The 25,694-nt window shown below is 72.4% G+C and carries 20 protein-coding genes; 12 read left to right on the top strand and 8 right to left on the bottom strand.

Annotated features, from left to right (window positions below; translation table 11 throughout):
• Window positions 1-32: 32 nt before the first annotated feature.
• Window positions 33-1,505 (bottom strand): MFS transporter, encoded by a 1,473-nt coding sequence (locus ACWD10_RS22520; protein ID WP_451093668.1) that lies wholly within the window; start codon window positions 1,503-1,505, stop codon window positions 33-35.
• Window positions 1,506-1,774: 269 nt separating this feature from the next.
• Between ACWD10_RS22520 and ACWD10_RS22525 the strand changes: the two genes are divergently transcribed.
• Both ACWD10_RS22525 and ACWD10_RS22530 read left to right on the top strand, forming a co-directional pair.
• Window positions 1,775-2,524: a GntR family transcriptional regulator gene (locus ACWD10_RS22525; protein ID WP_451093670.1), complete on the top strand. Its 750-nt coding sequence runs from the start codon at window positions 1,775-1,777 to the stop codon at window positions 2,522-2,524.
• Between the two features lie 93 nt (window positions 2,525-2,617).
• Entirely contained in the window at window positions 2,618-3,748 is a 1,131-nt protein-coding gene (locus ACWD10_RS22530) for an adenosine deaminase (protein WP_451093672.1), read from the top strand.
• Between the two features lie 36 nt (window positions 3,749-3,784).
• Here ACWD10_RS22530 and ACWD10_RS22535 read toward each other — a convergent pair whose 3' ends face one another.
• Window positions 3,785-5,017 carry a GDSL-type esterase/lipase family protein gene (locus tag ACWD10_RS22535; protein ID WP_451093674.1) on the bottom strand — a complete coding sequence of 411 codons (1,233 nt, stop codon included), beginning with the start codon at window positions 5,015-5,017 and terminating at the stop codon, window positions 3,785-3,787.
• Window positions 5,018-5,246: 229 nt separating this feature from the next.
• Here ACWD10_RS22535 and ACWD10_RS22540 point away from each other — a divergent pair, with 229 nt between their 5' ends.
• Entirely contained in the window at window positions 5,247-6,818 is a 1,572-nt protein-coding gene (locus tag ACWD10_RS22540) for a S8 family peptidase (RefSeq protein ID WP_451093676.1), read from the top strand.
• A 30-nt stretch (window positions 6,819-6,848) separates the two neighbouring features.
• Here ACWD10_RS22540 and ACWD10_RS22545 read toward each other — a convergent pair whose 3' ends face one another.
• Entirely contained in the window at window positions 6,849-7,442 is a 594-nt protein-coding gene (locus ACWD10_RS22545) for a GNAT family N-acetyltransferase (protein WP_451093678.1), read from the bottom strand.
• 397 nt (window positions 7,443-7,839) lie between these two features.
• On the opposite strand from ACWD10_RS22545, the gene ACWD10_RS22550 reads away from it, so the two are divergent.
• From ACWD10_RS22550 to ACWD10_RS22580, 7 genes are all read left to right on the top strand, one after another.
• Entirely contained in the window at window positions 7,840-9,345 is a 1,506-nt protein-coding gene (locus ACWD10_RS22550) for a VMAP-C domain-containing protein (protein WP_451093680.1), read from the top strand.
• The gene (locus ACWD10_RS22555) at window positions 9,342-10,406 is read left to right on the top strand and encodes an AAA family ATPase (RefSeq protein WP_451093682.1); all 1,065 of its coding nucleotides are present in this window, start codon (window positions 9,342-9,344) and stop codon (window positions 10,404-10,406) included. The genes ACWD10_RS22550 and ACWD10_RS22555 overlap by 4 nt, the downstream gene beginning before the upstream one ends.
• Window positions 10,406-14,932, top strand: coding sequence for an FxSxx-COOH system tetratricopeptide repeat protein (gene fxsT / locus ACWD10_RS22560; RefSeq protein ID WP_451093684.1), 4,527 nt, complete (start codon window positions 10,406-10,408; stop codon window positions 14,930-14,932). The genes ACWD10_RS22555 and fxsT overlap by 1 nt, the downstream gene beginning before the upstream one ends.
• Complete coding sequence (locus ACWD10_RS22565) at window positions 14,929-16,110, top strand: alpha/beta fold hydrolase (protein WP_451093686.1); 1,182 nt, start codon at window positions 14,929-14,931, stop codon at window positions 16,108-16,110. Before fxsT ends, ACWD10_RS22565 begins: the two co-directional genes overlap by 4 nt.
• On the top strand, window positions 16,107-17,201 hold the full coding sequence (locus ACWD10_RS22570) for an effector-associated domain 2-containing protein (RefSeq protein WP_451093688.1): 1,095 nt from the start codon (window positions 16,107-16,109) through the stop codon (window positions 17,199-17,201). Before ACWD10_RS22565 ends, ACWD10_RS22570 begins: the two co-directional genes overlap by 4 nt.
• Before the next feature lie 135 nt (window positions 17,202-17,336).
• The gene (locus ACWD10_RS22575; protein ID WP_451093690.1) at window positions 17,337-17,528 is read left to right on the top strand and encodes an aldo/keto reductase; all 192 of its coding nucleotides are present in this window, start codon (window positions 17,337-17,339) and stop codon (window positions 17,526-17,528) included.
• Between the two features lie 282 nt (window positions 17,529-17,810).
• Entirely contained in the window at window positions 17,811-19,643 is a 1,833-nt protein-coding gene (locus tag ACWD10_RS22580; RefSeq protein ID WP_451093692.1) for an HEXXH motif domain-containing protein, read from the top strand.
• Window positions 19,644-19,724: 81 nt separating this feature from the next.
• Here ACWD10_RS22580 and ACWD10_RS22585 read toward each other — a convergent pair whose 3' ends face one another.
• Together ACWD10_RS22585 and ACWD10_RS22590 are read right to left on the bottom strand one after the other, a co-directional pair.
• Window positions 19,725-20,186 (bottom strand): hypothetical protein, encoded by a 462-nt coding sequence (locus ACWD10_RS22585; RefSeq protein WP_451093694.1) that lies wholly within the window; start codon window positions 20,184-20,186, stop codon window positions 19,725-19,727.
• A gap of 123 nt (window positions 20,187-20,309) precedes the next feature.
• Window positions 20,310-21,362: an NADH:flavin oxidoreductase/NADH oxidase gene (locus tag ACWD10_RS22590; protein ID WP_451093760.1), complete on the bottom strand. Its 1,053-nt coding sequence runs from the start codon at window positions 21,360-21,362 to the stop codon at window positions 20,310-20,312.
• 248 nt (window positions 21,363-21,610) lie between these two features.
• On the opposite strand from ACWD10_RS22590, the gene ACWD10_RS22595 reads away from it, so the two are divergent.
• The gene (locus tag ACWD10_RS22595) at window positions 21,611-22,282 is read left to right on the top strand and encodes a GntR family transcriptional regulator (RefSeq protein ID WP_451093696.1); all 672 of its coding nucleotides are present in this window, start codon (window positions 21,611-21,613) and stop codon (window positions 22,280-22,282) included.
• Window positions 22,283-22,288: 6 nt separating this feature from the next.
• On the opposite strand, the gene ACWD10_RS22600 is transcribed toward ACWD10_RS22595, so the two are convergent.
• Entirely contained in the window at window positions 22,289-23,011 is a 723-nt protein-coding gene (locus ACWD10_RS22600) for an ArsR/SmtB family transcription factor (protein WP_451093761.1), read from the bottom strand.
• Between the two features lie 319 nt (window positions 23,012-23,330).
• Between ACWD10_RS22600 and thiI the strand changes: the two genes are divergently transcribed.
• A complete protein-coding gene (gene thiI, locus ACWD10_RS22605) occupies window positions 23,331-24,590 on the top strand; it encodes a tRNA uracil 4-sulfurtransferase ThiI (protein WP_451093698.1) in 1,260 nt (419 codons plus the stop codon).
• Between the two features lie 20 nt (window positions 24,591-24,610).
• On the opposite strand, the gene ACWD10_RS22610 is transcribed toward thiI, so the two are convergent.
• Complete coding sequence (locus tag ACWD10_RS22610) at window positions 24,611-24,958, bottom strand: hypothetical protein (RefSeq protein WP_451093700.1); 348 nt, start codon at window positions 24,956-24,958, stop codon at window positions 24,611-24,613.
• Window positions 24,955-25,674: an HNH endonuclease family protein gene (locus ACWD10_RS22615; RefSeq protein WP_451093702.1), complete on the bottom strand. Its 720-nt coding sequence runs from the start codon at window positions 25,672-25,674 to the stop codon at window positions 24,955-24,957. The genes ACWD10_RS22610 and ACWD10_RS22615 overlap by 4 nt, the downstream gene beginning before the upstream one ends.
• Window positions 25,675-25,694 lie beyond the last annotated feature (20 nt).

Here is a 25,694-nt window from a genome sequence, read left to right on the forward strand (position 1 = left end):
TCCGCCGGACACGCCCTGACGCCCGTGCGTGATCAGTGGTGGGTCAGGACAAGCTTCCGCTCGCTGTCCTCCTGATCCGCCGCCTCCTCCGGGTCCGGCTTGCGGATCAGGAGGGAGGAGACGACGCCGATGGCGAGGAAGGCGAGTGAGGCGTACATGGCGTTCTGGTAGCCGGCCTCCGTGACGCCCTGGGCATTGCTGCCCGCTGTCATCATCGCGGAGGCCACGGCGATGCCGAGGGAGACTCCGATGCCGAAGCAGGCGCCGTTGAGGCCGGAGAGCGAACCGGGCTTGTCCTTCGGCGAGGTGGACACGGCCAGGCCGTTGAGGCCGGTGAGCATGAACCCGCCGTACGTGACGCCGAGCAGGGCGAGGGCCGCGACCATCACGACCATGTCGTGCAGGAAGAACGCGGCGAACACGAAGATCACGAAGTTGGCCATGGCGCCCGCCACGACGACGGTGCGCCAGCCGATCCGCGGCCCGAGCCGCCCGGTGAGCGGCGCCGAGACCACGCCGATCAGCTGGATCGGGGTGAGCAGCAGCGTGGCGCACAGGACCGCGCTCATGCCGAGGCCGACGCCGCCGTCCTGGGCGAACACCGGGATGGTCATGGCGATGGCGCTGAACACACCGGCCAGGGTGCAGACGGTGGTGAGGAGCAGCGGCCAGGCGCGGCGCGAGGCGAGCAGCTCGATGTCGATGACCGGGTCCTCGGCGGAGCGCTGCGAGAGGACGAAGAAGACCATCGCGAGCAGGCCGCCGCCGAGGAAGGCGAGGGACGTCGGTGAGCTCCAGCCCCAGGTGCCGCCCTGGGAGAGGCCGACCAGGATGCCGGTGAGGCCGAGGGAGAGCGCGATGATGCCGCGGGTGTCGAAGCGCCCGTGCGGGTTGCTGGCCTCGACCTGCGGCACCGACTTCTTCACGAGGATCAGTCCGGCGACGCCGATGAGCAGCGAGAAGACGAAGATGCCGCGGAAGCCGATGGTGTCGGCGATGTGACCGCCCGCGATGGCGTCGACCCCGGCGAGGCCGCCGTTGACGGCGGTGATGATGCCCGCGGCGCGGCCGAAGCCGGCCGGTGTGAGCAGCTGGTTCAGGGTGAGGAAGGAGAGCGTGAACATCGCCGCCGAGGCGCCCTGGAGGATGCGGCCCGCGATGAAGAGCTCGATGTTCGGCGCCAGGATGCACAGCACGTTGCCGACGAGCAGGATCCAGGCACAGAAGATCATGATCTGCTTGCGGCCGAGCTTGTCGCTGAGCCGGGCGAGGGTGACCTGGCCGACGGCGGCCATCAGGAAGAACAGCGTCTGCGAGAGGCCCGCGAGCGCGGTCGTGGTGCCGAGCCGGTCGATGACGTCGGGCAGTGCGGGGCTGAGCATCGTCGCGTTGATCTGGTAGCCGAGAACGGCGAGCACCATGGCGAACAACATGCCGCCACGGCCGGTCAGATCGGACGTCTGCGGCCGGGAGCGGGAACCACTCCGGCCGAGCGAGAAGGACATGCTGGCCCCTTTGCCTTGAATGTCATGCCGGGATTCACGGTCCTGTCATCCGGGTGACACGCAGCAGTCGGCCGCTGCTGTCAGACAAGACCGTTCCGACAGATTGGGTCTACGGGCGTAGACAGTCAAGGCATTGGTGGCCTGAATCACATCGCCCGGGGATCGGCGCGGGCCCAGTACCTGCGGCTATTGCCCGGACCCTCGCCGGGCGCATACCTTCACGGGGCCTGTCGAGATGTGCGACAGGGCAACCTACGGAGGGGTTGGGCATGGAAGTCAGCGGTGAGCGGCGCAGACCGGTCGTCACGCTCTACGAGCGCATCGCCGACGCCATCCACGGCGGCACGTACCCGCCCGGCTCGACCCTGCCGTCCGAGCCGAAGCTCGCCGCCGAGCTGGGTGTGAGCCGCCCCGCGCTGCGCGAGGCGCTGCTGCTGCTCCAGGAGGACGGCCTGCTCACGGTCCGCCGCGGCGTGGGGCGCACCGTCAACGACAGCCCGCCGCGGCGCGGTTTCGAGCGTGTACGCCCGCTCGAGGAGCTGCTCTCGGGCGGCGCCGCGCTGCGCGTACAGCCGCTGCTCCGCCAGCTCGAGGAGCCCACCGACTTCACCGCCCAGCATCTGCACGCACCGGCCCGCGCCGAGCTGCTGTTCTGGGAGTCGCTGCTCACCCTGGGCGGTACGGCGGCGGCGCTCACCCAGGAGTGGGCGGCGGCCGAGGACATCCTGCGCAGGCGCCACCCCGCGTTCGCCGAGGCGCTGCGGGACACCCCCGCGAACGCCCCGCGATCGATGCTCGCCGCGCTCGCGGACGCGGGCCGGAGCGCGCCGCTCACCGCGCACAGCGCCGTGACCGCGACCCTGCTCGGCAAGCGCCGCGGCCAGCAGCTCGGCCGCCATGCGGACACTCCGGCGGTCCTGGTCACCCAGGTGGTGAGCGTCGAGGGCACCCCGATCGTGGCGGCCAAGCACATGCTCCCGCCGGGGGCCCCGGCCCTGCCGGTGCTGCAGGTGGGCTGAGGGGGACGCGCCGGGGGGGGGAGCCCGGGCCGGAACGTTCACGAAGGGGACCGCCGCCACAGAAAGCGGAATGCTGCCTTACACTCCCTCCGCATGTACTTGTCTGACAACACCCCCACCGCTTCCGGCACGCCCACCGCGCCCGCACGCCCCACCGTCTCCGAGTGGATCCGCCGGTCCCCCAAGGTCGTCCTGCACGACCACCTGGACGGTGGCCTGCGCCCCGCCACCATCGTCGAACTCGCCCGCCAGACCGGGTACTCGGGCCTGCCCACCGAGGACCCGGCCGAGCTGGCCGTCTGGTTCCGGGACGCCGCCGACTCCGGTTCCCTGGAGCGCTACCTCGAGACCTTCGCGCACACCTGCGCCGTGATGCAGACCCGCGAGGCCCTGTTCCGGGTCGCCGCGGAGTGCGTCGAGGACCTGGCCGCGGACGGCGTCGTGTACGGCGAGGTGCGGTACGCCCCCGAGCAGCACCAGGAGCGCGGGCTCACCCTCGACGAGGTGGTCCGGGCCGTGAACGAGGGATTCCGCGAGGGCGAGCGGCTCGCGGGCGGCACCATCACGGTGCGGGCGCTGCTCACCGGCATGCGGCACTCGGACCGTTCGCTCGAGATAGCCGAGCTGACGGTCGCGCACCGCGGCAGCGGGGTGGCCGGGTTCGACATCGCGGGCGGCGAGATCGGCAACCCGCCGGCCCGCCACCTGCCCGCCTTCCAGCACCTCAAGCAGGAGAACTGCCACTTCACGATCCACGCGGGCGAGGCGGTCGGCGCCGAGTCCGTGCACGAGGCCGTGCAGGTCTGCGGCGCCGAGCGGATCGGCCACGGGGTGCGGATCACCGACGACATCACCGTGGAGTCCGACGGCACCGTGCGGCTCGGGCACCTGGCGGCGTACGTCCGTGACAACCGCATCGCGCTTGAGGTCTGCCCGACCTCCAACCTTCAGACGGGCGCGGCGGTTTCGTATGAGAAGCACCCCGTGGACCTGCTGCGCGAGCTGGGCTTCCGGATCACGCTCAACACCGACAACCGGCTGGTGTCGGGCACCACGATGAGCGAGGAGTTCCAGCACCTGGCGGACACGTTCGGCTACGGCCCGGAGGTCTTCGAGGAGTTCACGCGCGCCGCCGCCGAGGCCGCGTTCCTGCCGCTTCCGGAGCGCGAGCGCCTGATCACCGAGACGATCCGGCCCGGGTACGCGGCCCTCGCCCAGGGCTGAGCCCAGCGCCTCGGCCGCGCAACCCGCCCATCGGGCTCAGGCCTTGCCGAACGGCCCACCGTCCCCGAAGACGTGCTCGGCGAAGCGCTCGCCGATGCGGCGGTGGGCGGCGGGGCTCGGGTGGACGTCGTCGGGCAGCGGCAGCTCGGCGAAGTCGGCCTCGCCGTAGAGCGTGCGGCCGTCGAGGTAGTGCAGGTGGGGGTCCTCGGCGGCGCGCTGCTCGACGATGCGGGCGAGCTCGGCGCGCACGCGCGTGAGCGTCAGACGCGTGGGGTCGGCCGGGTCGCCCAGGGGCCGGAAGCCGAGCTTCCCGTCGCTGAGGTCCGGTGCGAGCGGTCCGGGGGTGTCCTCCTGTACGGGGCACAGGACGGACGAGACCACGAGGAGCGGCGCCGTGGGGTGCCCTTCGCGGAGGGTGTCGAGGAAGCCGTGCACGGCCGGGGCGAAGGCGCGCAGCCGCATCAGGTCCGCGTTGACCAGATTGATACCGATCTTGACGCTGATCAGGTCGGCGGGGGTGTCGCGCATGGCGCGGGCCACGAACGGGTCGAGCAGCGCGTTGCCCCCGAACCCCAGATTGATCAGCTCCACGCCCGCCGTGGTGGCGGCGAGCACCGGCCAGATCCCGGTCGGATGCTCGGCGTTGGAGCCATGGCTGATCGAGCTGCCGTGGTGCAGCCACACCCGGCGGCCGTCGGCGGGCGTGGCCGCCACGGGGGCGTCGGTGCGCAGGGCGACGATTTCGGTCGCCTCGTTGTGGGGCAGCCAGATCTCGATGTCCTTTTCGCCCGCGGGCAGTTCGGCGAACCGGGCGGTGCCGGGCGGGCCCGGTGTGACGGTGGCGGTCTGGGTGGCCATGTCGACGGTCTCGACGTTGCCGCCCGGCACCCGGGCCTGACCGGCCGGACGGCCGTCGACGACCAGGTCGTACACGCCGTCCGGGGGCGACGCGACTCCCGGATAGACCCGCTTCGTGGGGACGGTGTCCAATTCGACGGCGGTGGCGCGGGTCCGGAAGGCGAGCCGTACGCCCGAGGGCTGGGCCTCGGCCCGGGCCAGAGCCTCATCGGGAAACTGCCGCCGCACCCATGCGGGCAGCCGGTGCGGTACGAGGCCGCGCGCGGTGCGCTCCACGGCGAGCGCGCCGCGCAAGAGGTCGGGCTCGACGGCGGTGACGATCCAGTCGCCGTCGCCGGGATTCTCGGGCGTGGTGGCGGTGTCGGGGCCCTGGTGCGGCGGCTCGGGCACATCGTTGAGCTGGGAGTTCATGCCTCCACCCTGTCAAACGGCGGCCCGGTCCGCTCGGTCATTTCCGTCGGCCCGGCCCTGCCCGACACACCCTGAACGCTGGTTGACGGTGCATCATGTCGCCCGCAAATCAGTTCTGTTACCCACGGTCGACAGTCTTGTGTGATTCCTATGGATCAGCCAATCTTTGCCCCGTCGACCGGGCCCCACCCCGGGCCCCGGCGCACCATCGATGAGGAGGATCCCTCGGATGGCACTGCAAAGGTCTACGCGGCGAAGATATTCCGGCATAGGCGGCCTGGCTGTCGCGGCGCTCACGCTCGGCGTCGTTTCCGCACCGCCCGCGGGCGCCGCGGACGCGCGGGTGGGCACGATCGAGAACGCCGGGGCACCAGGAGCGGTCGCGGACAGCTACATCGTGACGCTGAACGAGGATGCCCCGAAGGCGAGTTCGGCGCAGGGCAAGGCGCTGGCGAAGAAGTACGGCGCCGACATCGAGCGGACGTACCGCTCGGCACTCAACGGCTATGCGGTCGAGGCGAGCGAGGCCGAGGCGAAACGCTTCGCGGCGGACCCGGCGGTCGACTCCGTCGTCCAGAACCGCACTTTCAAGGTCTCCGCCACCCAGAACAACCCGCCGTCCTGGGGCCTGGACCGGATCGACCAGAAGAACCTGCCGCTCGACAGCAAGTACACCTACCCGGACAGTGCGGGCCAGGGCGTCACGGTCTACGTCATCGATACCGGCGTACGCATCAGCCACACGGACTTCGGCGGCCGTGCCTCGTACGGCTATGACGCCGTCGACAACGACAACACCGCGCAGGACGGCCACGGCCACGGCACTCACGTGGCAGGCACGGTCGCGGGCACGGCGCACGGCGTCGCGAAGAAGGCGAAGATCGTCGGCGTACGCGTCCTGAACAACCAGGGCTCGGGCACCACGGCCCAGGTCGTGGCCGGTATCGACTGGGTGACCCGGAATGCCGTCAAGCCCGCCGCGGCGAACATGAGCCTCGGCGGCGGCGCCGACAGCGCGCTCGATACGGCGGTACGCAACTCCATCGCCGCGGGCATCACCTACTCGCTGGCCGCGGGCAACGAGAACACCGATGCCTCGACCAAGTCCCCGGCCCGGGTGGCTGAGGGCATCACGGTCGGCGCGACCACAAGGAGTGACAGCAGGGCGAGCTACTCCAACTACGGTTCGGTGCTTGACCTGTTCGCGCCGGGTTCGTCGATCACCTCGACCTGGAACTCCAGCGACACCGCGACCAACACCATCTCCGGTACGTCGATGGCGGCCCCGCACGTCGCGGGCGCGGCGGCGCTGCACCTGGCGGACAACCCGAACGCGACGCCCGCGCAGGTGCGGGACGCCCTGGTCGCCGCGTCGAGCACCGGGGTGGTCACGAGCCCCGGCAGCGGCTCGCCGAACCGCCTCCTGAACGTCGGCTCCGGCTCCACCCAGCCCCCCGGACCGAAGTTCGAGAACACCACGGACTACCCGATCAGGGACCACGCCACCGTCGAGTCACCGCTCGGCGTCAGCGGCGTGACGGGCAGGGCGCCCGCCTCCCTCCAGGTTCCGGTGAACATCGCGCACACCTACATCGGTGACCTGCGCGTCCAGCTGATCGCCCCCGACGGCAGCGCGTATCTCCTCAAGGACTACGGCACCGGCGGCAGCAGCGACAACATCAACACCACGTACACGGTGGACGCCTCGTCCGAAACCGCCGACGGCACCTGGAAACTCCGGGTGACGGACAACTGGACGTACGACACCGGCAAGATCGACTCCTGGGGTCTGCAGTTCTGACCCCAGGAGAGTTCTGACCCCCTGAGCCCCTCAGGGAGTGAACCGCTCCACCTCAAAGCGCCCTGGACCCTGGCTCGTTGCGCGCCAGCGGGGGTCCGGGGCGCGAAGCCGGTACAAGACACTGCGGCGCAGCGGACCTTCCGGCACGGTCGGGTCGTCGAAGTCGTCGGCCGGGTCGCGCGTCATGCCGAGGCGGCGCATCACCGCCTGCGACCGCAGATTCCTTGACGCCGTCACGGCAAGGATCTCGGCGAGGCCGAGGTCTTCGAAGCCGAAGGTCAGCACGGCGCGGGCCGCCTCGGTCGCATAGCCGTGCCCCCAGGCCGGGCGGGCGAGCCGCCAGCCGGCCTCGACTCCCGTGAACGGCATGTCCTGTTCCACCGGATCGAGCCCGGTGAAGCCGATGAACTCGCCGGTGGCCCGCACTTCAAGGGCCCACCACCCCCAGCCCCGCCGCTCCAGGTCGGCCTGGAATCGGGCGACGGAGGCATCGCTCTGTTCCCGCGTGAGGACGCCCGGGAAGTACTCCCGTACCTCCGGGTCGGCGTTCATTGCCGCCCAGGGGCCGAGGTCGGACTCCCGCCAACCACGGAGCACGAGACGGTCGGTGTTCAGTTCGGGCATTCCGGCAACCTATCCGGGTCCTGGCCTGCACGTCGATGCCGCCGCTCATCAGACGTTCAGCAAACGTTGAGCTCGGCACGGAAGAGTCGGGTTCTGCGCGAGCCGCATCCATGCGCCGGGGCAGAACCCGCCTCAGGGGATCGGTGTGTGATCGGCGGGCCGGGCGGGACCTTGGGGGAGGTACCCGTCCGGGCACTCGGCCGCGGGAACGGCTGCGGCTCGCGCTCTCTTCGTCTCAGGAGCCAGGTCCCTGGATCCATGTCCCAGGACCAGGTCCCAGGGTGCGCTCACGTCGCACCTGTGGCTCCAATCGGCCCTGGTCACAGGGAAGTTGACATGATAACTTCACCGTCGGTTCTCAATGCGGTACCGACTCGGCGGGGGATGGTCGGTGGAGATGAGCACGCCCCAAGGACCGCACGGCGCCCAGGTGCGACTCCTGGCGGTCCTTGTCCAGGAGCTGACCGCCCTGGAGTCCCTGCGCGATGCCCAGCAGCGTTCCCTCTTCATTCAACTCGTCGGCGACGACCTCGGTATCCCGCTCGGCGAGAACGGGTTACCGGTCCGCGCGGAGCTGGCCGCGCTACTCAAGACCGTATTGCTTCAGGAGCGCGGGTACGAGGCACTCCTTCAGGCCGTCGGGGTGCTTGAGGGGGAAGACATCGCCGGCGATCTGGCCCATCGGGCGATGCGTGCCCTGAACGGGGTGCAGACGCCGGGAGCCGTCGCGTTACCCCCGGTCTTCGACCAGCACGTCGCCCAGGCCGCACGGAAGTTACTCGCCGCGGGCCCGGTCGACCGGTCCTCGCTGCTGTGGACGCTCTCCCATGAGCTCCGCCTCTCGCTGCCCGAAGGGCTGTCCGCCGTCGAGCTCTTCGACTTCCTGCTCGACGCGAACGCGCAGGCCGACCGGCTGCCGCCCGCCGTCGTGCTCGTCGAGGTCGTGGCCGCGCTCGGCTCCCCGCAGGCCGAGGCGCTGCGTGCCTGGTCCGACGCCTGGGCCCAGGCCGCCGGGGAGACCGATGCGCTCCTCGACCGCCGCGCCGAGATCGTCAAGTGGCCCGCGCCCGACCCGTCCGTGCCGCGCGCCCTCGTCGTGATGGTCGACCCGGCGGCCGACGGCACGGACCGGATCTTCGTACGCCACTGGGTGAACGCCTCGGTGGGCTTCTGGCAGCCACTCGCCTCCGACGTGGAACACGCGACCCTGGACACGCTCGCCGACGCCGTCGGCCGCGCGGTGCGCCGCGCCGAGTCGCACTGGGCGGACGCGGACGCGCCGGACGACGGTCCCGAGGACGGGCCGGTGCACCTCGAATTCCTCCTGCCGCACGCCCTGTTCAACCACGACGTGGCCCGGCTCGAACTCGGCGACCAGGGCCGGGACCCGCTCCCCGTGGGTCTGCGCTATTTCGTCCACCTCCGCAGCCTTGAGCGGATGCGGCGGCGCGACCCCGCCCAACTGCGCCGCTGGCGCCGCCGTTGGCAGACCTTCCGGTCGGCGAGCGCCGCCGAGGCGTACCGCTGGAGCGGGCCCGAGGGCGGCGGCGTCCGGCCGCTGACCCGGTGGCGGGCGAGCCTCGCCCAGGAAGCACGGATCACCGCCGTGATCCTGCAGCGCCCCGCGCTTCCCGGGGACGGCCTGGACGCACTGGCCGTCGCGATCGACGAGGGCGTGGGCCTGGCGGCGTGGGACCGGCGCGACGACGCGCCCGGGCCCGTCGTCGAGGTCCTTCAGCTCCTCTTCGGACACCCGCCCGCACAACTGCCCGCCAAGGTGAACCAGTTAAGGATCCTTGCCGAGACGGACGATGCGGCACCGCTCCTCGCGGGTAGTCACTTGGCGATCCTGTGGGACGACCCGAACCGCCTGGTCGATTGTGATGAGGAGATGTCGGCATGACCGAGCAGCCCCCTTCGTGGCGCGTCTTCCATGCCACCGGGCGGGCCCCCACCGGCCCGGCCCCACGGCTTCCCGCACCGCCCCCGTGGCGGGAGTTCGCGGGCGGCCGGGCCGTCGAGGCGCCACCCGACGACGAGCGGGCCGCCGTGCGCCGCCTCGGCGCCGAGCAGTACGACGAGCTGCACGCCCACCTGCGGGACGAGGAGATCGACACGGTCAACGCGGCCCTGCTGCTCCGCCGCCCGCTGCTCGTCACGGGCCCGCCGGGTGTCGGCAAGTCGACCCTCGCGTATCTCATCGCGCGCGAACTGGGCCTCGGCCGCGTCCTGGAATGGGGCGTCGTCTCGCGCACGGCCCTGCACGACGGGCTCTACGCGTACGACTCCATCGGCCGCGCCCAGGCGATCGCCGCGTGGCGGGCGGGCGCCGACGCCGTGACAGGGGCAGACGCCGTGACGGGGGCGGGCGAGGGCGCCGGTGAACTGCCGCCGCGCCTGGGCGACTTCCTCACCCTTGGCCCCTTGGGCACGGCCCTGCTGCCGTACGAACGCCCGCGCGTGCTGCTCATCGACGAGCTCGACAAGAGCGACATCGATCTGCCCAATGACCTGCTGCACGTCCTTGAGAACGGCAGTTACGACATCCCCGAGCTGATCCGCAGCGCACAGGACGACGTGGAGGTGTTCACGGACGACCCCGGGCGGCGGGCCGTGATCCACCGCGGGCGTGTGGAGTGCGCCCAGTTCCCGGTCGTCGTCATCACCAGCAACGGCGAGCGGGAATTCCCCGCGGCCTTCCGGCGCCGCTGCCTTCCCCTGGAGCTGCGGCCGCCGAGCCGTGAGCAGCTCCTGTCGATCGTCGTCAGCCATCTGCGCCGAAGTCCCGAGGGCGTCACCGCGCTCGTGGACGACTTCCAGCGGCGTCTGAACGAGGGCGGGACCCAGTCGATCGACCAGTTACTCAACGCTGTGCAGCTCACTACCGCGGGTGGTTTTCAGAGCGAGGCGGACCAGCGTAAGCTCATTGAGACGCTCTTGCGCGACCTCGCGAAAGGCCGCTGATGACCGGCTTGCCCAGGGAGCGGGCACCCGACCCGAGCGACAGTTGGAACGATACGGACGCCGGCCAGCACGGTACGGGGAACGGCGCGGCCACCGGCCCGTTATCCGACGGGCCCGACTGGCGCGACCTCGCCGACTCCGCCTGGCTCGCGTCCGCGTGGCTCGCCTCAGGACGGCGCGCGGACACGCTTTCTCCGTCGGCGGAACTGGATCATCCGGATATCCGCGAGGACCGGGACCCTGAGTCTGCCCGTGCCCACGACGGGGACTCCGGTGGTTCAACGGCCCTTCTGCACCACGCTGTTGGGCCGAAGCCCGACGCGTACGGTGCGGGGGTCGAGGAATACGATGAATACACTGCATACGAGGAGTACGCGCAGTACGAGGAGTTCGCGGAGGCCGCGGAGGCCGCGGAGGCCACGGCCGTCGGCGAGTCCACTGACGGCACGGAGCTGGAACTCCCGTTACCCGACCCCTCCTTCGTGCCCGAAGAGACCGACTCCCCCGCCTTCCGGCTCCCGCCGCTCGGTGAGCCCCGCCGCCCGCACCCGGTGCAGCTCGCCCGGGCGCTGCGTCGGCTCGGGCGTCGGGTGCCCTCGCGCGTTCTGACCCGGCTCGACGAGCAGCGCACCGCCGAGCACGGGCTCGGTGACGGGCTGTGGATCCCGTATCTGCGGCCCACGTATGAGCGCGCGTTCGACCTGGTCGTGCTCGTCGACGACGCGCTCACCATGTGTGCCTGGCGCGGCACGGTCCGCCGGTTGGTCGACGAGGCCGCGCGCAGCGGCGCGTTCCGCGACATTCGTACGGTGGGTGTGCGGGTGCCCGCCGAGGGGCGGCCCGTCCTGCGTCGACCGGGTGAGCAGGCCGGTGATCCGGCGGAGTTGCTCGACGGGCGGGGCAGCACGCTCTTTCTGGTCGTCACCGACGGGCTCGGCGCGGGCTGGGCGTCCGACACCGCCGACGTACTCCTGGGCAGGCTCGCCCGGGGCGGGCCCACGGCCCTCGTTCACTTGCTGCCGCCGTATTTGCGGCACCGCTCCTCGCTCTATCCGTTCCGCGCCCGGCTCGGTGCCGGGGGTGTCGGGGCCTCCAACCGGAGCCTGAGCTGTCGGCCGCCGCAGGACTTCGCGGATCCGCTGCGGCCGTTGCCGGAGCCGGATGACGGGACGGTGCCCGTGCCGGTGCTCAGTCTGCATCCGGAATCGTTCTCCGCCTGGGCCGACCTCGTCACGGGTGAGCGGGGCGTGCGGTGCGACCTGCCCGTGGTGATCGCCGGGACGATGGCCAAGGGCTCGGCGGCGGCGGGCCTGCGCACCCCGGCCGTCGACGGGCCGCGCGCGGCGGCCGCGCTCGTGCACCGGTTCGCGGGGCTCGCCAGCCCGCTCGCCCGGCATCTCGCGCTGCTCCTCGCGGTCGTACCCCTTGACTTCCCGCTCATCGAGGAGTTGCGCGAGCACGCGGTGCCGGAGGCCGGCCCCGATCACGTCGCCGAGGTGATGATGGGCGGCCTCATCGACTGGGACCGTGAGGGCACCGGCCGCCCCGAGTTCGCCGACGGGGTGCGTGAGGCACTGCTCGCCACCGGTACCCGCACCCAGTTGGCCCACATGGTCGACCTTCTGGCCGACCTGCGCCGGGTCCGGGGCGCGGCCGCCCCGCTGCGGGCCGCGCTGCGCGACCCGGAGCGGACGGCGCTGCCCGACACGGGCCCGGGCAACCGTGCCTGGCTGCGGGTGGAGCTCGCCGTCATGCGGGCCCTGTCGGGGCCGCACGCGCGGCGGGCCGCGCGGATCGTGGCCCGGGCCGCCCCGTTCCCGGCGCCGACCGGCGCACCTGTCTCACCGGAGAGTGGTACGGGGGCGCGTGGAGATAACAGCGGGGCTTCGCGGGAAGAGCTGGATCCGAAGATCACCGATCCAGGAGATCCAGGAGGCGAAGTGCCGCCCACGGCGAGCCAGCAGACAAGAACCGAAACTGATGCCCGGAAGGCTGACGCAACCATGGACCTCAAGGCTCCCGAACACCGCTTCGTCCGCAGCGGTCAGCCGACGATCATGGGGAATGTGCCGCCCAAGAACCCCAATTTCACCGGGCGCGAGGTCCTGCTCACCCAGGTCGAGGAGCAGTTGCGGCAGCAGGAGACGGCCGCGGTCCTGCCGCACGCGCTGCACGGCATGGGCGGCGTCGGCAAGTCCCAGATCGCCATCGAGTACGTGTACCGGCACAGCGCCGAGTACGACGTCATCTGGTGGGTGCCCGCCGAGCAGGAGGGCCTGATCCTCAGCTCCCTCGCGGAGCTCGCCGGGCATCTCGGCCTGGAGGTCGGACCGCAGGCCAACACAGCGGTGCCCGCGGTGCAGGAGGCGCTGCGCACCGGGAAGCCGCACGGCAACTGGCTGCTCATCTTCGACAACGCCGAGGACATCGACGCGGTCCGCGCGTACTTCCCGAGCGGCGGCCCCGGCAAGATCATCGTCACTTCGCGGAACCGCGACTGGGAGCGGGTGGCCTCACCGCTCAGCGTCGACGTCTTCGACCGGCAGGAGTCCATCGCCCTGCTGCGGCGGCGCGCCTCCGACCTGTCCACCGAGGACGCGGACCGGCTCGCCGACGCCCTGGGCGACCTGCCGCTCGCCATCGAGCAGGCCGGGGCCTGGCACGCCACGACCGGCATGCCCGTCGACGAACACCTCGACCTGCTCGCCCAGCGGCGCCGCGAGATCCTCGACCTCGACCCGTCCCCGGACTATCCGATCTCCGTCGCCGCGGCCTGGAACCTCTCCGTCGACCGACTGACCGAGAGCAACCCGGCGGCGCGTCAACTCCTGGCGATCTGCGCCTCCATGGCGCCCGAGCCGATTCCGCTGCGCATGCTCCGCGGCAGCCGCAACGTGGAGATCACCGAGGAGCTCGACCCGGTGCTCCGCGACCCGTTGTTGCTCGCCCGCGCCACTCGCGACCTGAGCCGGCTGTCCCTGATCCGCCTCGACCACAAGCGCGGCACCCTCCAGATGCACCGTCTGATGCAGAACGTCCTGGCGACCGGCCTGGACGAGGAGGCCCAGGCCAAGATGGCCCGCGCCGCCCACCTGCTGCTCACCACGGCGAAGCCGGGCGCGCCCGAGGCACCGGATCAGTGGCCCGCGTATCAGGCGTTGATGCCGCATGTGTTGGCTTCGGGGGCGGTGCGCAGCTCGGACCCGTGGGTGCGGGACCTGATCCATGCCATGGTGACCTTCCTCTACTTCTGGGGCGACCACGACACCGCGCTCGAAGTGGCCCGTGACGCCTGGTCGACCTGGCGCGGCCAGTCCGGTGACGATGACCTGCACGTGCTGCGGATGAGCAAGCTGCTCGCCTTCATGCTGCAGCGGTTCGGCCGGACGCACGAGGCGCTGCGGCTCAACGAGAAGGCGCTCGCCGCGTCCCGCGACCTCCAGATGCCGGACGAGGAACTCGTCGACTCGATGAGCCAGTTCGCGGGTTCGCTGCGCCACCGGGGCGATGTGTACGCCGCCCGCACCCTGGACGAGGAGGCGATCGCCAAGGCCCGTACGCTGTTCGGCCCCGAGGACCCGGAGACCCTCAGGGCCCAGCAGAGCTACTCGGTTTCGCTGCGCATGTGCGGGGAGTTCCGGCAGGCGAGAGAGGTGGACGAGGAGACGGCACGCCAGCTGGAGCTGGTGTACGGCCCGACCAATGGGCAGACCGTCAACACCCTGAACGGCTTGGCGATCGACACCTTGGAGAGCGGCGACTACCAGGGAGCCCGGCTCCTTTCGGAATCCACGTACGAGACCGCCGTGGCGTACTTCGGCCGGGACAATGCCGCCACCATCGGCGCCGCCCGCATCCTCACCCTGTGCCGACGCCGGGTCGGCGCGCTCGCGGAGGCGCGCGAGCTGTCCGAGGACACGCTGAGCCGCTACATCACGCGGTACGGCCCCGAGTACATCGGCTCCCTCGCCGCCGCGACGAACACCGTGGTCGACCGTCGCCTGGGCGGCGACCTGGAGCGCTCGCGCGATCTGGGTGAGCGGACGGTGCGCCGCTACGGCTCGACGCTGGGCGAGACCCACATGAACACCTTGGCCGCCATGGTGAACCTCGGGGCCACGCTACGGGCGCAGGGCGATACGCAGGGCGCCGAACGGCTCGACGCGAAGGCCGTCGAGCAGTACACGGAGACTCTGGGCGAACGGCACATCGCCACGCTCACGGCCCGTCTCGGCCACGCCAACGACCATTACGCACGGCTCGACTTCGCCGCCGCGCACGCCGTCGACAGCGCGGTGCTCGGCCCGTTGTCCGAGGTCGCCGGGCCCGAGCATCCGCTGACCCTGTCGTGCACCGCCAACCTGGCCCTGGACCTGCGGGGTCTGGGCGAGACGGCGGAGGCCGACCGGCTCAACGCGGAAGCGGTCGAGGGCCTCACCCGGGTCCTGGGCGTCGAGCACCCGTCGCGCAGCCTGGCCCAACTGCACCAGCGCATCGAGTACGACGTCGCGGCGCTGCCGCTGTGACCACGGTCGTCTTCATCCACGGCACGGGCGTGCGCGAGCCGCACCTCACCGAGTTGTGCGCCCACATAGCCGCGCGGCTCGGCGAGTTGGCGCCCGGGGTGCGCACGGTCGGCTACCCGTGGGGCGAGGCGCACGGCGCACGCCTCGCGGCCGACGGCGCGAGTGTCCCGGCGGGACCGGGCGGCACGGCCCGGGACGCGACCGGAGTCGACGACAGCGACACGGCCGAGGGCGCCGACGAGGTGGGCCAGTGGGCCCGCCTGTACGCCGACCCGCACGTGGAGCTGGCCCTGGCCGCGGCGGCCACCGGCCAGGCCGTCACCCCGCCCGGAGCGGAGTTCCCCGACGAGCGTCCGCGCCGCCTGCTCGCCGCGCTCGCGGCTCAAGGAGATGCCTTCGCCCCGGAGTTGGGTCCCGGCCTCGCCCCGGCCGCCACCGCGCTGGCCCGCTCCCCGCTGCTGCCGCCCGCGGCCGCCGCCCTCGACCCGGACGACCTCGCCCGCCTCCTGGCGCGTGCCCTCGCCGCCACCCTCATCGGTGCGGCCGTGGAGGCCGACGCGCCCGTGGTCTGCGGCGGCGTCGAGCGTGACGCCGCCGTGGCCCGGCTGGCCGAGACGCTGGGCGCCGAACCGGCCGGAGCGGGCCGGGGCTTGGTGCTTAACCTCCTCAAACGTCCGGCGATGAGAATGGGTTCGCGCATGGCGGTACGCCGCCGCAAGGCCCTGACCGATGCCTCGTACCCCTTCGCCGGGGACATCCTGCGCTATCTGTCACGGGGCGCGCCGGTCCGCCATGACCTGCGCGAGCTGATAGCCGCGCAGGAGCCGCCGGTCGTCCTGCTCGGCCACAGCCTCGGCGGCATCATCGCCCTGGACACCCTCATCGAGTCTCCACCCGGTGGGGTCGAACTCCTCGTCACGGTCGGTTCGCAGGGGCCTTTTCTGTACGAGACCGGGGCCCTGCCCACGCTCGCCCACCCCGATCCGCTGCCCGGCCATGTGCCCCCGTGGCTCAATCTCCACGATCCGCGGGATCTGCTCGCCTACGTGGGCGAGCCGCTCTTCTCCGGCCGGGTCACCGATGTCGCCACCGACAGTCGCCAGCCGTTCCCGGTGTCACACAGTGCCTACTGGTCGGACCCGGCGGTCTTTCGCACGATCGTCGGTCATCTGCCGTGACAGCGACGGGAGTCGACCCGACCCGGGTGGTCGCCCTCGTGGTGGGTATCGAGTCGTACGCGGCCGGGGAGAGCTGGCGGCTGCCCGGGCCCGCGCACGACGCGGCGCGCTTCCATCGGTGGCTGCGCGAGCGTGGCGTACCGGAGGAGAACATCCTGCTTCACCTCTCCCCCGCCGACGGCCACGACCCCGGGCTGCCGCACAAGGGCGCCGACCATGCGCTGCTGCGGGATGCCCTGGTCCATGAACTCCGCACGCTCCGCGGGGACTTCCTGTGGGTGTGGTGGGGCGGGCACGGTGTGCTCGACCAGGACGAGCGGATCCGGCTCTACTCCGCCGACGCGACGGCCACCGACCGGCGCAATATCGACCTGGAGTCCGCGCGCCGTCGGCTCGCCAGCGACGCGCTGCCCGGCTTCGGCAGGCAACTGTGGGTCGTCGACGCCTGCCAGACCTTCGACGAGCGGCACGGCTTTCCGGACAGCCTGCCCACCGAGCTGCTGCCGACGGGCGTACGCCAGACCGTCCACGAGCAGGCGTTGATGCTCGCCGCGACCCGTGGGCAGCGCGCCGTCAACGACCCGGAGCGGCGCACCGGCGTCTTCTCCGGCATCGTCCTCGGCGTACTCGGCGAACTCGACCGGCCCGGCAGCGAGGTGGCTCCCGCGGCGGAGCCGCTGTTCGCGGCGGTCCGCAGCCGGGTCGAGGAGGCCTGGCGGAGCGGTCTGACCGAGCAGCTGCCCGCGCTGGTCCTGAACCGGCCGGGAGCACAGGACACGTTGCGGCCGCCGCACTCCGCGCCCGCGCAGCGGTCGCTCTCGCCGCTGACCCGGATCGTGAACGTCGTACTCGAATACCCCCTGGCCAACGACCCCGACGAGCGGCAGACGTTGGTGTCGTTGCTGCCGACGGAGGCCGTGTCGCGGATACGGCGGCACGCGGTGCCGCGCGTGGATGTCGTCGGCATCGTGCGTGCGCTCAGCGTCCGCCGCGGCGGTCTGTTCGCCCTTTACGAGGCCGTGACGACGCTCGACGACAGCACTGATCGTGCGGCCCGACTCCGTGCCGCCATCGACGCGTTCGCCCCTTGACCCGACGCGAACCGGCCATCAGGACAGACTGATCTTCGCCGTTTCCGCGGGTTTCCCCACCGGGCAAGCTTCGCCATGATGGAGACAAGAGTTCGGTGGCATTCTGTGCCGCCGACGGCGAAGGGGGATCACGCGTTGAAAGAGTCGGTACCCGTCGGCCGGGCGGCGGATCAGGTGGAGTCCGACGTAGTGGACCTCTCCGCCGTGAGCGTGGGAACCGTGCGAGGACTGCCGATACCCGCGCCCAGCGACCGCATGCTCGCCGAGATGCGACGGCCGCGCCATAACGCCGTGGGCGGCGGCCCCGCGCCCGGCGTGGCCGAGTAGCGAATGGCGACACACCCGTCAGCCGATCCCCCGACCCCACCCGGCACCCCACCCCCGCCGCCCGACCGCCACGCCACTAGGGCCTGTCCGGCGGATCAGGCCGACTCCATCGGGCAGTCACCATCCGGTGCAGGGGAGCGGGGGTCTGGTGCGTGCAGCTGCAAGGCGGAGGAAGGCGGCGACGCGGAGCCCCAACGAGTAAGTGCCGCCAATGCGTGCGTGCCAGACCCCCGCGGCACAGGCAAGATCCGCCGGGCAGGCCCTAGCCCCACCTACCTGCACATGCCCGGCCCCCTCTTCGACGATCTGGCCACCGGCGGCGGCTCCCCGGAAGCCATCGCGTTCCTGGTGCGCGGCGAGCGCACCCGGCGTCTCCTTCTGCTGCGGGAGCTGCTCGACCGGCTCGACGAACTCCCGGGCGTGCTCGGCCCGCTGGGGGATCCGGGCGAGCTGTGGCGGGTCGTCGAGCACGCCGCCGAGCGGGCGCCGAAGGCCGTCGACGCGCTGCTGCTCAGCCCGCAGTTCGGCAGTTGGCTGGCGCACGCGCTGCGCCGGCTGCACGGCGCCACGGGCGGGCCGCCGCTCTGGGCCGATGTGGGGCACCTCGCGTGCGTCGCGGTGGTGGCGGTGGTGCACGCCGGGACGTCGGCCGACCTGACCGTGCCCACGTGGGACGGGGCGATCGCCCTGCCGACCCTCGGACTGCTGCGACTCCCCCACCCCGAAGGCGGGTTCGGCACGCAGCGCGTCGCCGTCCGCGCGGGCCGGATCACCGCGGGGCCGGTCGCCGCCCGGCCGCTGCTCGACGGCGCGACGGAGCACTGGCGTCCGCTGCCGGTGCTCGGCGCCACGGGCGTCTGCCTCGACTCCCTCGACCCGTACCGTGAACTCGACGAACCCGTACCACCCGCGCCGCTGTCCGACACCGAGACCACCCGCTGGCACCGCCTCCTCGACGACGCCCATGCGATCCTGCGCCGCGGCCCGGCGGAACCGGACGCCCCGGCCGCCTCGGACGCCCGGCCAGAGCCTGTGTCGGAAGTCGCGGCGCCGTCCCTTCGGGCGGGCGCCCGAAGGGCGGGCCCCGCGCCCGCGGCGAAGCCGAGAGTGGGGGAGGGACTTCCGACACAGGCCCTGGGCGACATCACCCGCATCGTTCCGATGGGTCCCCCGCACCGCGGCCACGGCACCCGCCTGAGCGCCTCCACCGGCGACGCCTTCGGCTCGATGATCGCGTCCCGGCCGCAGAACGCACTCGACCTGGCCGAGACCCTCGTCCACGAGTTCCAGCACAGCAAGCTCGCCGCGCTCATCCACCTCTTTCCGCTCCTCGCCGACGACCGCACCCAGCGGTACTACGCCCCTTGGCGGGCCGACCCGCGCCATCTGCCCGGACTCCTCCACGGCGCCTACGCGTTCACGGGGATCACCGGTTTCTGGCGGGACCGCATGGGCGACCGGGCGGCCGACCCGCAGAACACGGCGCCCTTCCACTTCGCGCTGCGCCGCCTCCAGAGCAGACTCGTCGTACGCACCCTCGCCACCCGCGCCGACCTCACCCCGGCGGGCCGCCGCCTCATCACCGGCCTCGCCGCCACCCTCGATCAGTGGCTCCGCGAACCGGTCACCCCGGACGTAGCTCGGCGCGCCCGCGCCGCGGCCGCAGGCCACCGCGCCGAGTGGCGCCTGCGCCACCTGACCTGTACTCCGGCCGAGCACGCCGCCCTCGCCGACGCCTGGCACTCAGGCGCCGCACCTCCGCCACCCGCCGAGCCTCTGCTGACCCCCGCCGACCCACCCCACCACTGGGAAGACGCCCGCATCGACCACTACCGCGCACCCCGCCCCGGCCCCTCCGCCGACGCTCACCTCACCTCGGGCGACCCGACCGGCGCCCGGCTGCTCTACACGGCCGACCTGACGGCCCACCCCGGCGACCCCCACGCCCTCGCGGGCCTCCTCCTCGCCGAAGCGGCCCTGACCGCGTCCCGACGCCGCCTCCTGGCCCGCCCGGAACGCTTCGCGGCCGCACTCACGGCGACCGCGACCGAGCCCGGTGACCCGGCGGCGACGAGGCGTCTCGCGCAATGGCTCACGGCAGGGGCTAGCAGCTGAGCGTGGGGCTGGACGCGGGGCAGCGCGCCGGACCACATCCGCTACCTCGAACGCCACCACGCCGACGGCACGTTCCTGGTCTCACCGGTCCGCCGACCGCAGGTCACCGCACCGCGGGTGCAGGCGGCGCCAGATGGCGAGGACGGGGGCGCCGATGCGGCCGTGATCGGGTACCTCGCTCAGGAGCGCCCGTTCCTCGTCGTCGAGCAGGTGGGCGCCCGCGACCTCCGCGTCCAGGACGTCCTTGCACCAGGCCCGGATCTCGGGGGCGGTCGCGGTGGCGCCGGCGTCGTCGGTGTACGTGACCGGCTGTCTCTCGTGCGTGTGCGAGGGGCCGAGGAGTCGGTGCGTGGCGGCGCTGCACTCCGGGCAGAGCGGCAGGAGGACCGGGGGCATGCCGGGGACGGGCAGTTCGTAGGGCTTGCCGGTCGGTGTCCGGCCGCAGGGGCGGCCACGGTGGAAGGGGGCCCGGCACACCGGGGCGATCTGGGGTTTTCTGCGTAGGACCACGGGCTGTCGTTGCCACGCACCGGGACGGAGCATGCGTGCGCACCTGCGGACGCCGCAGAGGTTCACCTCTCCTGGGTGACCTGCCGGGCCCTCGCCTCGCGGTCCGCCGTTCCGTGACGCAAGGGGCCCCGCCCGTGCCATCGCCCCGGCTCGGGCTCAGCTCTTCGTACGACGCCGCACGAACGTCGCGTACTGCTCCGGCCAGCGCGGCTCGGCGTCGAGGGTGGTGGCGGCGTGCTGCGGCCAGTAGGGGTCGCGTAGGAGTTCGCGGCCGAGGAGGACGGCGTCGACCCGGCCCGTGGCGACGATGTCCTCCGCCTGATGCGGGTCGGTGATCAGGCCGACGGCGCCGGTGGCGAGGCCCGCGCCGTCGCGGACCCGGGCGGCGAAGGGGACCTGGAAGCCGGGCCCGGCCTCGATCCTGGCGTCGGGGACCAGGCCGCCGGTGGACACGTCGAGCAGGTCCACGCCGTGGGCCTGGAGCTCCTTGGCCAGGCGGACGGTGTCGTCGCCGGTCCAGCCGTCGCGGGCGTCCTCGACGTTCTCGGTCAGCCAGTCCGTGGCCGAGGTGCGGAAGAAGAGCGGCAGGTCCTCGGGCCAGACCGCGCGTATGGCCTCGACGATCTCGACGGCGAAGCGCATCCGGTTCTCGAGACTGCCGCCGTACGCGTCGGTGCGGTGGTTGGCGACCGGCGAGAGGAAGGAGTGGATGAGGTAGCCGTGGGCGCCGTGGATCTCGGCCACCTGGAAGCCCGCGGCCAGGGCGCGCTCCGCGGCGGCCGCGAAGTCCCGTACCACCTCCTGGATCTGAGCCACCGTCAGCGCGTGCGGCACGGGCAGCCCGTCGTACGCCAGCGGGCTCGGGGCCACGGTCGGCCAGCCGCCCTCGGATTCGGACAGGTACGCCTCGCCCCGCCAGGGCTTGTCGACGGACGCCTTGCGGCCCGCGTGGGCGAGCTGGATGGCGGGGACGGCGCCCTGGGCGCGTATCGCCGCGGCGATACGGGCGAAGGACTCCTGCTGCCGGTCGTTCCACAGGCCCAGGTCCCAGGGGCTGATGCGGCCGTCGGGCCGTACGGCGGTGGCCTCGGTCAGCACCAGACCGGCGCCGCCCGCGGACCGCGAGGCCAGATGCGTGAGGTGGAAGTCCGTCGGCACTCCGGTCCCGGGCCCCTCGGCCGCGGCGGAGTACATGCACATCGGGGACATCCAGACGCGGTTGGGTATCTCCAGGGACCGGAGGGTCAGGGGGGTGAACAGGGCAGCGCTCACTGCGGCCTCGCTTCCATCGTCTCTGCCGTCGTCTCTGTCGTCGTCTCTGCCATTGTCTGAATGTTGACATTACGACAACGGGCTGGATGTTAACATTCGAACATCGCGTCCGTCGAGGACTCGGGGACGGCCGGGCACGGCCAGGGATGGCCCGAGGCGGGCGAGGAGAACGAGGAGACGCCCCCATGGCAGACCGCAGCACGGTGGCCCCCGCGCGCCGCCGGGGCCTCGCCGACGAGGTCGCGGACCGCATCCGCGACGCCATCTTCAGCGGCACCTACGCTCCCGGGGCGCAGCTCCGCGAGGTGGAGCTCTCCGCCGCGCTCGGGGTCAGCCGCGGTCCGGTGCGCGAGGCGCTGCGCGCCCTGGAGCGCGAGGGTCTGGTGCACTGCGCCTGGCACCGCGGCACCACGGTGACGACGTTGTCGGCCGACGACGTGGCCGAACTCGACAGTCTGCGCGGCGCGTTGGAGGACCTCGCCGTGCGGGAGGTGGTCGCGCACGCCTCGGACGACGACCTGGCGGCCATCGAGCGGGCGAGCGCCCGGGCGGACCGCGCCGCCGACGAGCACGAGATGGTGTGCCAGGACATCGCCTTCCACGACGCCCTCTTCGCCGCCACCGGACACCGGCGGCTCGAGGAGGCGTGGCAGACCATCCGGTGTCAGGTGCACCTGTTTCTGCTGACCCGGATCGGCCGCACCAGGGAGGGATTTCTGAGCTGCGTCCCGCGTGCACACCGTGAACTCGTCGCGGCGCTGCGCTCCCGTGACACGGAGACGGCCCTCGCCCGCTTCGCGGCCCACCGTCGCCATGTGGTCGATGAGGCGGCCGCGGCACAGGATCAGGTGGGCTGAGCCCCCTTACTCCCCCGGTGGCCGCAGCAGCTCGTGGGGCAGACCCAGGTGGTCGTGGAGGGCCGTGCGGCCGCGTTCCGTCAGGTCGATGGCCCGGGTGGTGCCGCGGCGTACGGCCCAGGCCGAGTCGAGCGCGTGGGTCAGGAGGGCGGCGCCCACCGCACCGGCCAGGTGGGGGCGGCGCTCCGTCCAGTCCAGGCAGCCGCGGACGTGGGCGCGGCCGGAGTTCGGGGCGGGCTCCGGGATGCCCAGGGCGTGCAGCCATGCGCGGCCCGCCGGGGTGAGCGCCGGGCCCTGGTCCCAGGAAAGCAGGGCGCGTTCGGTCATCGCGTCGGTGATGGCGACGGCGACGGTGCCCGCGAGGTGGTCGTAACAGGAACGGGCGTGGGCCAGGGCGCGGCGGCGATGCGCGTCCCGTAGGGAACGCACCGCGGTGGTGCGCGGCGGGGCGTGCGCGGCCAGGCCCTCGATCAGCTCCGCGGTGGCGGGGCCCGCTAGCCGTACGTACCGGTGGCGCCCCTGGCGTTCTTCCGTGAGGAGTCCGCCCGCGACAAGGCGGTGGAGGTGCCCGGTCGCGGTGGAGGCGGCGACGCCGGTGTGCCGGGCCAGCTCCTTCGCCGTCCAGGCGCGGCCGTCGAGCAGGGCCAGACACATGGCGGCGCGCGTGCGGTCGGCGAGCAGGCCCGCGAAGGCGGCCAGGTCCGGGGTGCCGGAAGGCTGCGGGGACAGGGGCGGGGGCGAGGGCGGTGGCGGGGACGGGGACAGGGACGGGATCAGGTTCGGGCTCGGGCCCGTGCTCGGACTTGGGCTCGGGCCTGGACTTGGGCTTGGGCTTGGACTCGGGCTCGGGGCGGTCACCTCGTCATTCTGGCCGCTGCTCGCTTCGGCGGGCAGCGAAGTCTCAGAGAGGCGGCGAGGACGGTCCTTCGTGGAGGAGGGTCCTCCCCTCCAGTAGGTCCGGTCCGGGCGGGCGGGCGGTGGTCGGTACCGTCGGATACTGGAGATAAGCGGCAGAAGTGGTGAGATCCCACTGAGGAGGGTCGGTGTCATGCGGCAGCCCTGTGTGCTGCTGAAGTACGGCGAGCTGGCGCTCAAGGGCCGTAACCGGGGACGGTTCGAGCGGCGGCTACAGGAGAACGTGTGCCTGGCGATGCGCGGGCTTGGTCCGGTGCGGATCCGCCATCGGCACGGTCTGCTGCTCGTCTCCGCCCGCGGGCCCGAGCCCGAACGGCCCGGTCTGCACGACGAGCTCGTGGCCCGCTCCTTGCGGGTGTTCGGGGTCAACGTGGTGCAGCCCGCGCTCCGTGTGGAGCCCACGGCCGAGGCCGCCGAGGACGCGGCCGTGCGGTTGGCCAGTAGCGCCCAACACACCGACCCGAACCCGGCGTTCGCGGTGCGCACCCGGCGCCGCGACAAGGACTTCCCGCTCACCTCGATGGAGCTGGCCGCGCGCATCGGCTCCCGGGTGCAGGCCGAGTTCGGCTGGCCCGTCGACCTCCGCGCACCGCAGGTAGAGGTGGCGGTCGAGGTCGACCGGCGGGAGATCCTGGTGTCGGTGCGGCGGCTGCGCGGCCCGGGCGGCCTGCCCGTGGGCAGCACCGGCCGGGCCCTGGTGCTGCTCTCCGGCGGCTACGACTCCCCCGTGGCCGCCCACCGCGCCATGCGCCGCGGTCTGGCCTGCGACTTCGTGCACTTCACCGGGGCGCCGCTGACCGGTCCCGCCTCCGCCTACAAGGCGTACGCGGTCTTCCGTCAGCTGTCCGGCTTCCAGAGCGGTACGGGCACGCTGTGGCTCGTCCCGCTCGGGCAGGCCCAGCGCGCCCTGGCCACGGCCGGTGCGGGCCGACTCCAGGTGGTGGCGCAGCGGCGCCTGATGGTGCGTACGGCCGACCGGCTCGCCCACCACGTCGGCGCGCAGGCCCTGGTGACCGGGGACAGCCTCGGCCAGGTCTCCAGTCAGACGCTGCCCAACCTCGCCACGGTCGAGGACGCCGCGACGCTGCCGCTGCTTCGCCCGCTGCTCGCCTGGGACAAGTCGGAGATCATGGCGGAGGCGGCCCGTATCGGCACGGCGGACGTCTCCCGGCTGCCCGACGAGGACTGCTGCACCCTGCTCGCCCCGCCCTCCGCGGCCACCCGCAGCCGCCCCGCCCAACTGGCCCGGCTCGAACGCCGCTTGGACATGGACGCGGTCACCGATGACCTGCTGTCCCGGGCGTATCCGCTGACGGCGCCTGGTCCGGGGGACGTCGCCCCGACGGACGGGACGGCAATCCACCTCAACCCTGCGGTCTCCGAAGCACGTTGAGCCTCCAGGCACGCTGAGCCTCAGGGCGCCACCGCGCCCCCACCCCGCCGGATGCGCGCGAGCACGGCGGCATGCAGCGCGGCCGGACCGTCCGAGGGCAGCGGGACCGGGCTGCCGGTCAGCGTGTACCACTCCTCCGCGCCCGCGTACTGCACGCGCAGACTCGCCCGACCGTCCGGGAGCACGCTGGTGACGAGGGTCAGCTCCCCGGTGATCACGCCGACCTCGTCGGTCATGACGCCGCCGGGCCCGGCCGTGACCGTGTCCGCGTAGTCCTTGCCCTCGTGGTCCGCGTCCTCGTGGTCCGCGTCCTCGTGCTGGCCCTTGTCCTTGTGTCGCCGTGCCGGACCGCGCTCCCGCTCGGTCATGCCTCGCAGGTGTCCAGCATCTGGTCGAGCATGTCCTTTTCGTCCTCGGTGACCGAGAGTTCGTACGTGAACTTCACCGAGGTCCACGCCCTGCCGTAGTCACACCAGTACGGCTTGGACGGCGGCTGCCATTCGTCCGGCCCCTGGTCGCCCTTGGAGCGGTTGCTGGACGCCGAGACGGCGATCAGCTGCGGGTGGCTGAGGTCGTTGGCGAACTCCTTGCGCTTCTCCTGGGACCAGGTCCGGGCGCCGGAGCGCCACGCGTTGGCGAGCGGCACCATGTGGTCGATGTCGAGGTCCGAGGAGTCCGTGAAGGTCTCGTCGTCGTAGACGCTGAACCAGCTGCCGGACACGGCCCTGCACGCGTCGTTCTGCTCTACGTCGGTGCCGTCGCGCTCGAGGACCGTCTCGCGGGTGTCACAGCTCTCGCCCTGCTCGGCCCAGTGCGGGAACTTTTCCCGGCTGTAGCCGGTCATCGAGCCGTGCCGCGCCACCTCCAACTGTTCGAGCTGGTCGACGGCTTCCTCGGCGGTCGGCATGCCCGGCAGCGCAGGGCCGCCCTTACCGTCGTCGGACGCGCCGTCGGAGGCGGAAGGTTTGTCGTCCGATGCCGCCGAACCGGGCGTCCCGTTGCCGCCGGTCGGCGAGCAGCCGACCGCCGCGAACACGGCCACGGCCGCCACCACACCGCTCCTCCACCACTGCTGACGTCGCATGACCTCTTGCTTTCCCCTCG

The organism is Streptomyces sp. NPDC002851 (genome assembly GCF_053591935.1).